Genomic DNA, 13,428 nt, shown 5'->3' with positions numbered 1-13,428 from the left:
ATCTCAAGATCCTGTTTCAGGAATGAAAACTTATTTTGTTTCAACTGAGCCAGGCCACTTTAAAGTCTATTGTTCTCCCGATAATTCCTTCTGGTGCTGTACAGGTACCGAAATGGGCGCAAATCCAAGCCATTTTACTTGACTTTATCCCTCTAAATATGGTAGGCATACGAAACCGCTTACAAAAAATTTCGCCTCCCTCAACCGTCCCGATCAGCAGCAGGGGAGAGGACAAATATTTTCCTACCCGATAGGGGAGAGGTGAAAAGTCCTATTTCTCCTATAATATATAGGTCTTTACGGAGCGAACAAATATTCGTATAATATAGGGGAGCCATACAATATCTGACATGTCATGTAAATTTATAGCGAATTTTTTAAAATAATGACTTGCATTTATGTTGGTTTATGTTAAAATAGGTATTGTAATAGGAACCCACAATGGTTTATGATAGGAGGGGATTACAAATAACACAATACCGGAGGTTTTAAAATGAATGGTGAAACGCTGCTAACGACAGAGGAAGTCGCCGAGCGATTGAAAGTCACTACATATACTGTCCGTCAATACATTAAACAGTATCGTGACACGAACGGCGAACAAGGTTTACACGCTTTGAAAGTCGGTAGAGAGTACCGAATACCGGAATCATCTTTGAATGATTTCCTAAACCAATAACAAAAAATTTAATTCGCTATCATGCGAAGCAAAGGGGACAATTAAAAAATGGCTAATCAAAACGAAAATTCAAACGTAGTGGTAGAAACTGAAAATGAAGTACAGGTAATCAATAGAGAAGATATCGTCACCGAATTAAACCCGTCAATTTTTGAAAATACAAATACGGCTTTATTTTCTTCCATACAAGGTACGGATCGCGCTACAACAATTAAGGTATACAATGCTATCAACGGTTCTGAAAACAGCCTGTCTGACCATCTGGGAGCGCAAATTGAGATTACCGATATGATTGCCCACCCTATCACGTTGCAGGATGAAGTCACGAAAGAGGACGTTCAAGCGATGCGCGTTGTCCTGCTGACAGCTGAGGGCGTAGGCTATCATTCAGTATCCCAGGGCGTTGTGTCAAGCCTGCAAAAAATTATCGGTGTCGTTGGGCCTGCCCCATGGTCTCCTGCTTTAAAGGTTGTACCTGTCGAAGTGAAAACCCGAAAAGGATTTAAAACATTAACCCTCCGCCTTGAAGCCTAATCAACAACAATTTAAAAACCGAATAGACCGCCTGGAACCGGCGGTCTTTTTTAATAGAATGGGGGAAAGATTGAGAAATGGACGAAAAGAAAACCATCCGTTATGTAAGCGATGGGCGCACAACCGATATTACAATTGACCACACCAACGACATGGTTATGCTAGAATCATTATTTGATGGGGAAACGTCATTAATCACCGTATCGAAAAATGAATTAATGACAGCAATGAAATTCTTTGAGCTTGAAACCATAAGCGACCGCAAACGCCAGGGGATTGCATAAGTAAACTGAAAAGGGGATTCCGTCATATATCCCCTTTTGATTTTATTTATGTACCGCCAGGAGGTGAAGAATAATTGGCGAATAAGCGGCAACGAAAAAAGCAACAGGCGAAAAAGAATATTCAACAATTAAAACGCGTTGGGGTCTCCGATAAAAGGGTCATAAATGAATTAAAAAATAAACCGACCGAAACCCGCAAGATCGTCAAGAAAGCGGAACGGAATATAGAAGCCGACCGACGCTCACAATTAATTAGACAGCTAGGTTACAAAGTATCTGACCATTCTTCAAAACGTTGGTGGAGCGCAAAACGTTGGGATGAATGGTATTCTACTGAACTAGCAAAAAAGGAAAAAGCCAGAAAAGCCCTGGAGCGTAAGCAAAGGCGAAAAAAGCAAGATGACGATGATTTATATTTATTAATTTTTTGGAAAGAAAAAACTGACGCATATAAAGACAGTCAGGAATTAATTGACCAATTTAAAAATGAATATAAATATGTTTCCGTCGATTATTTAATTGAAGCGATCCGAGCATTTTCCGGCGGTCAACGTTTACCCGCGGAAATAGGGACAACGGCAATGGTAGTTGTAAAAGGGAGCCAGCGGACGAATACCATTAATTTTTACAAGGGGTTTGATGATGGGACGCTATCAAGCTGGAACGAATGGGGATTGGTGTATGAGGGTAAAGCTGTCCGGTATAAAGAATTGGTACTAGCCGTACATACCGTTATACGCCTATTATATGACAACAGCGAAAAGGCGGATTTTATGTCCGACCTATTTAAAAATCTATCCGTCGTAAATAAAAAGAATGCTGCCAGATTGGCGCGCGATTTAAAGTGGAGGGGATTTTAAAAATGAATAAAAAAGACATAGAAAAAGAGGATAAAAAGCCCGTCAAACTTTTTACCCTCGATACGGAAACGCGCGGTCTATTTGGGGAAATATTCCGCGTCGGGCTATATGATGGAACCCGCCATCATGCAGCAAATTCATTTGAACAATTAAAAAACATCTTAATTAATTATACCACAAAATATGAATGTCATGTCTTTATTCACAACTTGGATTTTGATATAGCAAAATTGGCAAAAGATGTGGTACCAGGTGCGGATTTTGACGGTAGTATATTTATTAATAATAACGTGACGGTATTTAAAACGAATTTATTACAGCAAATATATGCTACCAATACAGCCGGACAACGTACAGAGGAAACCGATTTAAAAGAATACCCGATTGTATTTCATGACAGTATGAAATTAATCAGCGGCTCATTAAAACGAATTTGTAAGGCTTTTAATATTGACGCGGATAAAGCAAAAATCGAATTAAAAGACCATATCATTAAATTGGGATGGGCAAGGGACGCGGATGGGAACCCAACAGACGATCCTAAAAAATACGATGCATTTGAAAGCGAAGGGTATTATTTTTGCAACGTCGATCCGTACGAAAAAGAATTAAATGATTATCTGCGGAATGATAATATTTCCCTCTATGAAATTATAAAAATATTAATTGAATTGTCCGGCTTACCCATAGAGGACTTTTTACGATGCCCGACAACAGCCAGCCTGGCGATGAAGGTATTTGAATACAATTATTCAGGGGATTATGAAACGGCGACCTGGGGTTATAAATTCCCGAAGGCGAGAACCGAATGGGACAGGCTGAAAGAACAATTTTCCCGCGATGGATATTATGGCGGGAGAACGGAAGTATTTACGCCTTATTTAAAAGGCGGGTACCATTATGACGTTACTTCTCTTTATCCATACGTTATGAAAGAACATGAATTTCCAGTGGGCTTTTCTAAATTATATTCAGGAGACAAAGCCCGAAACATTTTTAAATACTGGTATAATTCGCACGCGGGCGCTGGTTTCCTGGATTGTGATATATACGTACCGGAGACTTTACATATTCCCCCTTTACCAAAGAAATATATGGGGAAATTATGTTTTCCGGTTGGGCGTTTACGCGGGGTATGGACATTTAATGAAATTGAATTGGCGTTGGAAATGGGATGCAAAATTGAAGCGATCCGGCAGGCTTTATATTTTGAACATACCGCGCCAGTATTTAAAGAATTTGTTACGCACTTTGAACAAATTAAAAATAATTCAGAGGGTGCTAAAAGGGAATTTGCAAAATTAATGCAGAATAGCCTTTATGGGAAATTCGGTATGCAGCGGGCTAGAAAAACATTATTACCGGCGAGCATGATTCCAGAGTGTGAGGAAAAGGGTTATGCGTATCATGAATATATTAACCCTTTATATCCTGGTGAATTTATTGAAGCGGAAGTGGAATCAACAGCAAAATATATACAGCCGCATATCGCTGCTCATGTAACAAGCCTGGCGCGTATTGTTTTATATCGTGGTTTAATTGGTCAATTAAAAAAAGGCGCGGTTGCTTATTGTGATACGGATTCTATCGCTTGTGAAAAAGAAATGGAACCGGAAATGGTAGACAGTAACACATATGGGAAATGGAAATTGGAGGGTACGATAGAGGAAGCATTGTTTTTGCAACCAAAGGTATATTATGAAAAATATGCAGATGGCGAGGAAGTCATCCGGTTTAAAGGAATACCACGCAAGCACTTGGAGAAATTAAAACGCGGTGTATTCTTTGAAATATTGGACAGGTACAAGGAAATACAAGAACGCTTGGAGCGCGGCGAAACGGTAAAGAAGAAAGAAGCCTATTTCCCCTTATTTGAGGGAGACAAAAAAAGAATTAAATTCGCTACCACATTAAAAAATGGCGAGACTAATTTTGACCTGGATCAAGAAATAAAAAAGGGTATTTTATTAACAAACAAGCAAAAGAGGGAAATGGACTATATAAACAATACATCAAAACCTTTGAAAGTGAGGGACTATTAAATGTATATGATTTATTATTTCGCCCGAAACAATTTTGGACAACCGGTGGAAGTCGTGAAGCATATTATTAAAGGAAAAGCAGAAGCGCAAAAGAAATTGAGAGAATGCCAGAAATTAAATGATGGAAATACCTATTTTATTAAACCGTATTTGGAAGTAGCCCCTAATTAATTTTAGGGGTTTTATTTTTTGTTCGCATTTATTTACATTATGTTCGCATTTTCTTATTTACAATCGAACGAGTGTTCGTATATAATTGAGGAAGAATTAGCCATTCTTTTTTTTCGGCAGCGAATTAAATTGATTTTGCAGAATTGATTTAATTCGCTGCTTTTAATTTTGACTAATTAAAGGAGGGTTTATAAATGGCTGATGAAGATAAGGAAATCGAGCAGGAGCAAGAAGAACATAAAGAACCCGAAAAGAAAGGAGAGAATACACCAGAATGGGCAAAACAGTTGAGCCAGGAAATAAAGTCGATGATGAAGCCAAAGCAACAGGAGCAGCAGACGGCGGAAATTCCGGCACCGGAAGCACCGGCAACAGTGGAGGAAGAACAGGAGGAAGAGGAAGCACCAAGAGAGAGCAAGCTGAAAAACTTCCTCGGGTGGTTAATGTAGATGTACCTGGTGAAGAAAAGCCAGAGGAAAAACCGAAAGCCAAACGCGGGAGACCGCCAGGCAGCACCGCAAAAAAGAAGGCGACAGCTGCAAAGAAATCGACAGGCAGCGTCGATCACCGACAATTAAGTGTCCTATTAAAAACCATTTGTGACATTACCGCCGCCCGTCCAGGGATGGAGGTATGGGCGTTATCGCAAGAGGAAGTTGACCAGATAGCCAAACCCCTTGCAGAGATTGCCAAACGTCATGAATCAATAGGACAAGCTGCCAGCGAGTATGCGGACTATATCGCCCTGGTGACCGCCTGCCTGACGATCTTTATTCCGCGTTTTATGATGCACCAAGCAATGAAACCGGCGAAGCCGAAACAAGGAGGAAAAGTGAGCTATGGAAAACCCGTACCCGTTTCCCCATCTCCCAACAAAACAGGAGAGGGCGAAAGAAGTCATCAACAGCCAGCTAGACAAACTGGAACAAATGCCCCTAATGGTGCGATCCTTGGTAACCAATTATCTCAACTCATCCCAGGTCTTGGATAACCTGGACGATGAAATTATTGATTCCCTCATTATAGATGCAAGGGCGGTCTTGGATTATGTCGAGCATGGTCACGATTAAAAACGGTGATTTTTATTACCAGGTACCCATGCACGAATTTATTAATTATTGGTTACCAAACATCGACCAGATTGAATTACCGCGCATATCCAAAGCCATTCCTATCGTATCGCGTACAGCCGCCTTAAAGCGAGGGAAGGGCGTAAAGAGGGTAGAAAAAGCGTACGCTGCCAAAGGAAGTGGTAAGCATGACCCGATTAAAGATAGGTACTGACGAACATGTTTTTGTTCCTGGTATGACCGGTAGCGGGAAATCCGTACTTGCTGAAATTTACCTGGCAGGCTTTCAACATGTCGTCAAACTGGACACAAAAGGGGAAGTGTACGAACGCCGGAAAGCCGGTAAGCCAATATGGCGAGGTTTGCGGGAGGGCGTCGATTTTACAGTTGTCGAACGCCTGGCAGAAGTGGCAGACGTACAAACACCAAAAATCATCTATGTTCCTCATTTCACTGAGGACGATATGGAACATTATGACGCGCTGATGAAGTGGATTTATGAACGCGAAAATACGACTCTATGGATTGATGAATTAATGTCCATCGCACCAAACCCTTTCAAGTACCCACCATATTTGAAAGCCTTGTACACGCGCGGGCGATCGAAGAATGTTTCGGTTTGGGCTTTGAGTCAAAGACCATCGGACATTCCATCTATCGTGTTTTCGCAGAGTACGCACTTTTTCGTTTTTTCCCTGCCTTTACCGCAGGATCGTAAGAAGCTGGCTGAATCGACAGGGGTACCGGAATTTTATGAGAACCCAGAGAAATATCATTTCTGGTATTACAAGCTGGGGAACGATGATGCCGCGTATGCGACATTGAAACTTTGAAAGGGGGTGAGCGTGTGGACAAATTCGCAGGCGTTGGACTCAAAAACCTGGTGACAATCTCACTATTCGTCATGGTCTTTTTCGTTATGATGAAGGTTATTTTCACCAAACACCAAGTAGCCGGTATTTCGGAAGTCGTGGCAGCCGCCTAATTGAAAGGAGGGGATAGACATGCTTACGCCAAAATGGGTGATTCATACGGCTATTACCGTAGCCATCACAATGGTTTTCATTTACATCATTAAAAAAGTATCCATTAAGTACAACGTACCTGTAATGAGACAAGTCTCGGAAGGTATCTAAAAAATCACTGGAATTTAGGGAGGAAATAACACTATGTCAACACAAGGAAAACGTTCTATTAGCCCGCAGGAGCGAGCGCATTTATTTGCTAGTGCAACACGCCAGACGTTCCAAATGCTACCGACACGACAAGCCCAGGGAGAGAATACGACCATTCAATTTGAAATCCCGAAAACGCGCTTGCTGTCCAAAATTCTAATCGAAGTCGAAGCCGTTGCCACATTGAAAAGTACGACAGGTAGCGCCATTGCAAAGTCGCCATTTTCACCATGGGAAATTTTGCGCCGGATTACGCTTGACCTGAATAACGGGTTTAGCCCTTACATGGTTTCGGGACGCGACTTGTATCTATACAATACTGTCCGTTTGAACCCTGATGTATTGCTGCCAGCAGACAACACGCGCGGGATGACCTACATTGAAACCGCGTCGAATACAGAGGGTAAGGATGCCAAAATCAAATTCACGTTGCCTTTGTCCGTTGTCCTGAATGAGCGCGATCCAGTCGGACTTGTCTTGCTGCAAAACCCAGAAACAAATGTCACGCTTTCGATTGATATTGACCGATTGGAAAGAGCGTACAAGCTGAACGAATCGAATGGGGATGAAGTAACCTTTAAGTCTTTGCAAATCACGCCAATGATCGAGACTTTTTCGGTACCGCCGGTTCCTGACGCATTCCCAGACATTTCCGTCCTGAAGCTTGTACATTCTAAGGCTAACAGTTTCGCCGGAAACGGTCAAAACATTATCTCTCTTACTACCGGTACGATTTACCGTAAACTTGTTCTCTATTTTGAGGACGAGGAAGGGAATCCAATGAAGGATGAAGATTTCAACGGTGTACTGGAACTGGTATTTAATCAGGCTGATAGCCCGTATTCTATGAAACCTTCCGTTCTGGCCGCGCTTAATCATAGCCAGTTAGGGTACCCGCTGCCTGATGGGGTGTATGTCTTTGATTTCAGTAACCAGGGAATTCCGAACATGGGCGGTAGTCGTGACTATATCGACACTGAACGCCTGACTGAATTCTGGTTACGATTCAGCACCCAAAAAGCCGGTAAGGTTACGGCTGTCAACGAAACACTTTCACGCTTGCAACGATAAACAAGAAGCCAGGGGATTGCCCCTGGACTTCTCATATATACCAGGAGGGGAGAGTAAACGATGTCAGGATCAATGAATCATTACATGGCTGACCTATACCCGAATTTTGGGTTTGGAAATACAAGCTATCAGACAATTGCCGAGCCAGAGGATCAGCAGGCGATGGTGGATAATCAAGAAGTCGTTGCCCAGGGGAACGTGAAAGTAGACCCGAAACAAGAACGGTCTATTTGGGTAAGCGTCGGGATCGTACTCGCCATCATCATTGTACTAAACATTAAATTTTAGGGGTTGGACAATATGGGGGAGGAATTGCTGAATTTTATCAGCAACAATGGCTTTGCTATGGTAGTCGCCTGGTACAGTTTGACCAGGCTTGAAAGCACCATTAAAGAGAATACCAAAGTCATTGAAAAATTAGCCGGTAAAGTGGGGGTTATTGACGATGAGTAAAAGCGTCATCTTGCTGCTATTTATTATTGCCCTATGGTTTTTTGTATTAAGGAAAAAATAACGTGGACAAATCGTTATTCTTTATCACGATGTTCCTTCTATGTATATGGGTAATCGTCGACGACTTTATAGGGCAGCGTCGATTGACTAGCCTAGCCGTTGGGATGTCACCTGAATGGAAAACCCCATTGGACTCTTTTAAAGACAAGGTGGACAGTTGGGGTGACGCCTACCGCGACAAGATGGATGAAGCCCAGAAACGGGCAGAAGAAAACCCTGATTGGTGGGAGGAACAACGGAAGCTATTAGAAGGACGCATACCGTCCGCGTAAACGGAGGGAACGCCAATGAAGGAATTAACCTTTATTGTAGGCTTTGTCATCGGAACCCTAGTCCTGCAAATGACAGCAGGCGATGCTATGACGCAACAGTTTTTAATATTAGTTCTCATTTCAATGGTGATCCTAAACCATGAAAAATTTATTGGATTATTAGGGAGGGTACAAGCATGAACAAAGTTTTCGACGTTGTAGCCGGTATCGGGATTCTAATTGGAATCTATCTATTCCTGAACAAAGGAAAAGAAACGGTGTCGATTATCAACGCATTCGCAAGCAATGCAACCGCAGGAATCAAAACTCTCCAGGGAAGGTGATAAAACATGCTACCAGGGTATCATTATCAAAATGACCGTCATGCCCTTCAAAGCCTTGTCAGACCTTCCTATCAGCCCGATGTGCAATTAGCGGTAGGCGCTGGGGAACGCCATGAACCGTTAGGGATGAAAGTGATTTACAAAAACCGCCGCGAGTTTGTCGTCGTACCAGACCTGAACAGTGCAGCCTATGAACAGGCAAGCATTGAGGGACAACGTATTATGGTATCGGAATCAGACTTTCCAAAAGAGAATTTTACAGGGGTTGTCCTGGACAATCTCGGGGAGGTAAGCGATGGCGGAATTTGAATTTAAAACACCAGGGAGCAGCGGAGGAGGGGGCAAAAAGCCCTCTCTTAAAAAATTGACAAGTAAGCCCATGTTATTCGGGATTATCGGGGTTGCCCTGCTTGCTATCATTATGAAGTCCAGGGGCAGCAGCAACGGAATTTCCGAAGATGAATATGCCGGTTACCCGATTTTACCAAGCGCAGGGGCGGGGGGATCGTCTGGTGTGGACTATGACACATTTCAACAGGCAATCGCAAACCTAAAAGAATTGGACGAGGAAAAGACCAAACTCATGCAAGACAGCTTTGCCGAGCAGATGGGAAAGCTCACAACCGATTTCACGAACCAAATGAATAGTATGCAACAGATGTACCAAAACAATCAATCATACTATCAGAACACCATTAATAGTTTACGTGACCAAATGGGGCAAATTTACAGTAGCAATCGTGTTTTCCAACCGAGCCAGCCGAGTTATAACGATTATTCCGCGCCGGTGAACAGCTATTACACGCCTACTTATACGGCTCCTAGTGGTAACTATTCTGGTATGCAAGTAGGCGAGCAATATCTTTATCGTGACCAAATGGACAATTATTTAAACGAAAAGAACGGGACAAGACAGGATTTAATCCAGGACGCTATTAACACCGGTAACTGGCAATCGTACCGTGAATTCGATGCCTACCACGACCCTAGCGGTTATTATCGTGATACGTCTACCGGTAACCTGGAACGGACGCAAGCCTACTGGCAGGATTACGCCAAGACCCAGGAGAAGATGCTTGCTGAATACGAGAGGGACGGCACGATCAATACTGACCCGTGGGCGCAGCGTATCAAAGAGGACTTACAAGACACATACAACCGCATTCAGAGTGCGAAAAAGTAGGTGATGACAGATGGACTTGTCACCATATATCAATGATGCCAAGAAGATACAAGCAGAGACCGGCATACCCGCCAGCATTATTCTAGGGCAGATGAAGCTGGAATCCAGCGGAAGCTATAATGGTATGTCTGCCCTGGCGTACTTTCATAATAACCTATTCGGTGTGAAAGGCTCTGGAACCGCTGGGAGCGTGTACATGCCGACGCGGGAGGTTGTGAATGGAAAGAGTATTACCGTCAATGCTGCTTTCCGGAAATACAATTCAGCTTACGAGTCGATGCTAGACCATGCCAAACTCTTGCAGAATGACCGATACGCAAAGCACCTGAAAACCGCGACTAGCGTCGAGGACTTTGCAAAGGGAATCAAGGCGGGTGGGTATGCTACCGATCCATCATATGTGGACAAGCTGCTGGGGGTTATCAGGGGAAATAATCTCCATCAGTACGACGATCCAAATATCAAATTCAATCCTGACGCAACGTTAGGAGACAATAACGGGGCGACAGTAGCCCCGCAACAAGCGCAGAGTACCCAAGGTTTTATCCAGGGTACCGTGCGCGCCTTGCTTATCGTAGGGGTAATGATTCTGGCGGTTGTGTTCTTTATCAAAGCCTTCCCTGCCGTAGGGGGAGCCATCGACAAGGTTACGCCGACCGGTAAAGCAAAAATGGCGATCAAGGGGGTAAAAGCAATTGCTGCCAAATAACGATAAAACCAAAGTGGCTTGGAGACAATCCACAATTGAAATACCAGCCAAATCAACAGAGGAAGTCCATTTCAGAGATACCAAGCCAAACCATGTGTATCTTAACAATTTGAGCGCGAACCCGTTGTATCTAGGAGTGAACACCATCCCATCTGAAAGCATTTATGAAATGGATGTAGACGGTTTCGGTTCCGACGTTCACGCGCAACAAACAGGGTTTACCCGCTGCATGATTTACAATGCAGGGGCTACACCTGCCAGGGTAACTGTCACGTCGTTTGAAGCCGAATTTAACCCTGCTGTCCTGCAAAGAAAATCCAAGTCAAGCAGCGGGGGTGGTGGGGGCGGTGGAACAGGTGACGGAATCATTCGAGGGTTTCAAGTCGCCCTTCCTGCTGGTTCAAACAATATCGGTAAAGTCGAAGTAACCAAGATACCCGATCAAAAGATTACATTTGACACGCTACCGGCTGGCGTAAACAAAATCGGGAAAGTCGATGTGGAGAAGCTACCGCCACTACCGGCAGGAAATTCCTATTTAGGGAAAGTAGGCGTTGAGGGTGGTCTCACCATTGTCAGTATGCCGCCTGTATCGTTGAACGGTAATGTCACGTTGTCGGATACGTCATTCAGCATTAAAGGCGCGTCCACTCATTATCACTATATGGAAAACGTGGGTACGACCGAGATCATCATTTCCTTACCGTTCGAGATTACCAGTTTTAAATATATATCAAATGATGACCCTGACAATGACCTATATGTTTCTTTTAATACAGCAGCAACAACAGACCCTTTTACCGGTCAAAATGCAACGATTGTATTAAAGCCTGGTGATTCCATATCTGACCTGAATATCAAAGCATATGCGGTGAAATTAAGGCGTCCAACAGGCGCGGGCTTTGTCCGCTTTATGGGGGTGTGAGTGAATGGGGTTGACGAATAACAAAGGCGGCGGGCAGCAGCTTGTCACTGTGAAATCAAAACACCAGACCATAAACGTTACAAAGACGGTACAGTTAACAGAAGTATTCAGTATTACCGGTAAAGGTTTATTGGACTACATCAGTATTAAAGCGCAGCATTCATCAGAACCTGTTTATTTTGTACTATACGTTGATGATGTTGAAGTAGCGGGAGGATTAACATCTCTATTTAGCGAGGATGTAAATAATACCTTTCGGAATATATGGTTTTCAAAAAGCATAAAGGTGACCGCACGAAAACAAGGCGGAACAGATGGTTATGGAGGGTTTATTTACGTTGGTCAGTATTCATTAAGTTAGGGGTGACATTATGCAACAGTTAGGAGAATCACGAATAGAGGACGGTTTTACAGTGACCGACTATTCCCGCGATGGGGTAAATGTTCACGCGACAGTAAGAACACCTATCGGAACGGTAGAGAGTGAAGAACCTATCATTATTCCGAAAGACCCTATTGCAGAAATTAACGAGCGTTTACGGTTGGTAGAGGAAATGCAAAATGAAATTTTATTAGGGGGCGTGTTGATATGAAAACAGCAAAATACCGGTATATTCTCAATCAATATTTACTAGGGGCTTTTAATGAAAATGACCTGGTAACCCTGGTAGGCAATGGGCATATTTCTGACGGTGATCGTCTGGAAATGATTACAATTAAATCTGGGGAACCGATTGTATGAGTCAGGCTTTTATTAAAGATATTTCCTCCCATGCTGTCAAGGCTGGGAGGGAATTCAATGTATTACCGTCGCTTATCATCGCCCAGGCGATTCATGAATCAAATTGGGGAAAATCGGGACTGGCTACAAAGGGGAAAAACCTGTTTGGTGTAAAAGGGAAGTACCAGGGGCAAAGTGTGACCATGCCTACATGGGAAGTCATCAACGGGGTAAACAAGACAGTCCAGGCAGCTTTCCGGAAGTACCCTTCCTGGTATGAGTCCATTTGCGATCTAATGTATTTGTACACGAACGGTGTCTCCTGGAATCGTTCAATCTATCATAAAGTAATAGGTGAGAAAGATTACGTGAAAGCATGTAGGGCTGTCCAGGCGGCAGGATATGCTACCGATCCAAAATATGCGGACAAGTTAATTAATGTCATAAAAACATATGCGCTTACAGAGTTCGACAAGGTGCCTGCAAGCGTTCCTAAAAAGGAGGAAGATGATATGTTTAAACCGACTAATAAAACGTTGCATGACGTTGTTATCGAGAGACTGACAGCCTGGTGCGACCCGAAAACAAAGAATGGACTTGATAAGTCCTGGTTGGATAAGGCGAAAAAGGGGCAGCTTACAAATTCGGATGCGGTGGGATTATTATTTGTAGCCCAGCAGCGGGGATTGAAATAATTTATAAAAAGCGTCGGGAAATATTCCTGGCGCTTTTTTTAGTGATCGAAATGTAAGCGCTTACTATATCCCTATCATATATGGATGGGTAATGTCAAGTAAAATGGCTTGGATTTGCGCCCATTTCGATCACTAAAAAAAGCGCCAGGAATATTTCCCGACGCTTTTTATAAATTATTTCAATCCCCGCTGCTGGGCTAC

24 protein-coding genes and 1 pseudogene are annotated in these 13,428 nt (G+C 43.1%); all 25 read left to right on the top strand.

The window, feature by feature from the left end; translation table 11 throughout:
- Positions 1–139: pseudogene (locus AC0TWI_RS09755) on the top strand (beta-L-arabinofuranosidase domain-containing protein); the annotation flags it as partial.
- A 354-nt stretch (positions 140–493) separates the two neighbouring features.
- Entirely contained in the window at positions 494–679 is a 186-nt protein-coding gene (locus AC0TWI_RS09750) for a helix-turn-helix domain-containing protein (protein WP_488126159.1), read from the top strand.
- Positions 680–727: 48 nt separating this feature from the next.
- Positions 728–1,213 (top strand): hypothetical protein, encoded by a 486-nt coding sequence (locus tag AC0TWI_RS09745; RefSeq protein ID WP_488126158.1) that lies wholly within the window; start codon positions 728–730, stop codon positions 1,211–1,213.
- A gap of 77 nt (positions 1,214–1,290) precedes the next feature.
- Positions 1,291–1,497 carry a hypothetical protein gene (locus AC0TWI_RS09740; protein WP_488126157.1) on the top strand — a complete coding sequence of 69 codons (207 nt, stop codon included), beginning with the start codon at positions 1,291–1,293 and terminating at the stop codon, positions 1,495–1,497.
- Between the two features lie 74 nt (positions 1,498–1,571).
- The gene (locus tag AC0TWI_RS09735) at positions 1,572–2,357 is read left to right on the top strand and encodes a hypothetical protein (RefSeq protein ID WP_488126156.1); all 786 of its coding nucleotides are present in this window, start codon (positions 1,572–1,574) and stop codon (positions 2,355–2,357) included.
- A gap of 2 nt (positions 2,358–2,359) precedes the next feature.
- Positions 2,360–4,399, top strand: a complete 2,040-nt coding sequence (locus AC0TWI_RS09730; protein ID WP_488126155.1) for a DNA polymerase — start codon at positions 2,360–2,362, stop codon at positions 4,397–4,399.
- Positions 4,400–4,764: 365 nt separating this feature from the next.
- Entirely contained in the window at positions 4,765–5,019 is a 255-nt protein-coding gene (locus tag AC0TWI_RS09725) for a hypothetical protein (protein ID WP_488126154.1), read from the top strand.
- Entirely contained in the window at positions 5,007–5,561 is a 555-nt protein-coding gene (locus tag AC0TWI_RS09720) for a hypothetical protein (RefSeq protein ID WP_488126153.1), read from the top strand. The genes AC0TWI_RS09725 and AC0TWI_RS09720 overlap by 13 nt, the downstream gene beginning before the upstream one ends.
- 267 nt (positions 5,562–5,828) lie before the next feature.
- A complete protein-coding gene (locus AC0TWI_RS09715) occupies positions 5,829–6,473 on the top strand; it encodes a type IV secretory system conjugative DNA transfer family protein (RefSeq protein ID WP_488126152.1) in 645 nt (214 codons plus the stop codon).
- A gap of 14 nt (positions 6,474–6,487) precedes the next feature.
- Positions 6,488–6,625, top strand: coding sequence for a hypothetical protein (locus tag AC0TWI_RS09710; protein WP_488126151.1), 138 nt, complete (start codon positions 6,488–6,490; stop codon positions 6,623–6,625).
- Between the two features lie 19 nt (positions 6,626–6,644).
- Positions 6,645–6,776 (top strand): hypothetical protein, encoded by a 132-nt coding sequence (locus AC0TWI_RS09705; RefSeq protein WP_488126150.1) that lies wholly within the window; start codon positions 6,645–6,647, stop codon positions 6,774–6,776.
- 33 nt (positions 6,777–6,809) lie between these two features.
- The gene (locus AC0TWI_RS09700; RefSeq protein ID WP_488126149.1) at positions 6,810–7,886 is read left to right on the top strand and encodes a cytoplasmic protein; all 1,077 of its coding nucleotides are present in this window, start codon (positions 6,810–6,812) and stop codon (positions 7,884–7,886) included.
- Positions 7,887–7,946: 60 nt separating this feature from the next.
- Positions 7,947–8,174 (top strand): hypothetical protein, encoded by a 228-nt coding sequence (locus AC0TWI_RS09695; protein WP_488126148.1) that lies wholly within the window; start codon positions 7,947–7,949, stop codon positions 8,172–8,174.
- Positions 8,175–8,186: 12 nt separating this feature from the next.
- A complete protein-coding gene (locus AC0TWI_RS09690; protein WP_488126147.1) occupies positions 8,187–8,339 on the top strand; it encodes a YvrJ family protein in 153 nt (50 codons plus the stop codon).
- A gap of 62 nt (positions 8,340–8,401) precedes the next feature.
- Complete coding sequence (locus tag AC0TWI_RS09685; protein WP_488126146.1) at positions 8,402–8,671, top strand: hypothetical protein; 270 nt, start codon at positions 8,402–8,404, stop codon at positions 8,669–8,671.
- 15 nt (positions 8,672–8,686) lie between these two features.
- Positions 8,687–8,851 (top strand): hypothetical protein, encoded by a 165-nt coding sequence (locus AC0TWI_RS09680; RefSeq protein WP_488126145.1) that lies wholly within the window; start codon positions 8,687–8,689, stop codon positions 8,849–8,851.
- Positions 8,848–8,994 carry a hypothetical protein gene (locus AC0TWI_RS09675; RefSeq protein WP_488126144.1) on the top strand — a complete coding sequence of 49 codons (147 nt, stop codon included), beginning with the start codon at positions 8,848–8,850 and terminating at the stop codon, positions 8,992–8,994. The genes AC0TWI_RS09680 and AC0TWI_RS09675 overlap by 4 nt, the downstream gene beginning before the upstream one ends.
- A 6-nt stretch (positions 8,995–9,000) precedes the next feature.
- Positions 9,001–9,303 (top strand): hypothetical protein, encoded by a 303-nt coding sequence (locus AC0TWI_RS09670; RefSeq protein WP_488126143.1) that lies wholly within the window; start codon positions 9,001–9,003, stop codon positions 9,301–9,303.
- Positions 9,290–10,177 (top strand): hypothetical protein, encoded by an 888-nt coding sequence (locus AC0TWI_RS09665; RefSeq protein WP_488126142.1) that lies wholly within the window; start codon positions 9,290–9,292, stop codon positions 10,175–10,177. The genes AC0TWI_RS09670 and AC0TWI_RS09665 overlap by 14 nt, the downstream gene beginning before the upstream one ends.
- Before the next feature lie 10 nt (positions 10,178–10,187).
- Positions 10,188–10,886, top strand: a complete 699-nt coding sequence (locus AC0TWI_RS09660; protein WP_488126141.1) for a glycoside hydrolase family 73 protein — start codon at positions 10,188–10,190, stop codon at positions 10,884–10,886.
- Positions 10,873–11,811 carry a hypothetical protein gene (locus AC0TWI_RS09655; protein ID WP_488126140.1) on the top strand — a complete coding sequence of 313 codons (939 nt, stop codon included), beginning with the start codon at positions 10,873–10,875 and terminating at the stop codon, positions 11,809–11,811. Before AC0TWI_RS09660 ends, AC0TWI_RS09655 begins: the two co-directional genes overlap by 14 nt.
- Before the next feature lie 4 nt (positions 11,812–11,815).
- A complete protein-coding gene (locus AC0TWI_RS09650; RefSeq protein ID WP_488126139.1) occupies positions 11,816–12,172 on the top strand; it encodes a hypothetical protein in 357 nt (118 codons plus the stop codon).
- Between the two features lie 10 nt (positions 12,173–12,182).
- Entirely contained in the window at positions 12,183–12,404 is a 222-nt protein-coding gene (locus tag AC0TWI_RS09645) for a hypothetical protein (RefSeq protein WP_488126138.1), read from the top strand.
- Positions 12,401–12,553, top strand: coding sequence for a hypothetical protein (locus AC0TWI_RS09640; RefSeq protein ID WP_488126137.1), 153 nt, complete (start codon positions 12,401–12,403; stop codon positions 12,551–12,553). Before AC0TWI_RS09645 ends, AC0TWI_RS09640 begins: the two co-directional genes overlap by 4 nt.
- Complete coding sequence (locus AC0TWI_RS09635) at positions 12,550–13,227, top strand: glycoside hydrolase family 73 protein (protein ID WP_488126136.1); 678 nt, start codon at positions 12,550–12,552, stop codon at positions 13,225–13,227. The genes AC0TWI_RS09640 and AC0TWI_RS09635 overlap by 4 nt, the downstream gene beginning before the upstream one ends.
- Positions 13,228–13,428: the final 201 nt, after the last annotated feature.

This window comes from Lederbergia sp. B243.17 (genome assembly GCF_057657925.1).
This window is presented reverse-complemented; position numbering and strand designations above follow the sequence as displayed.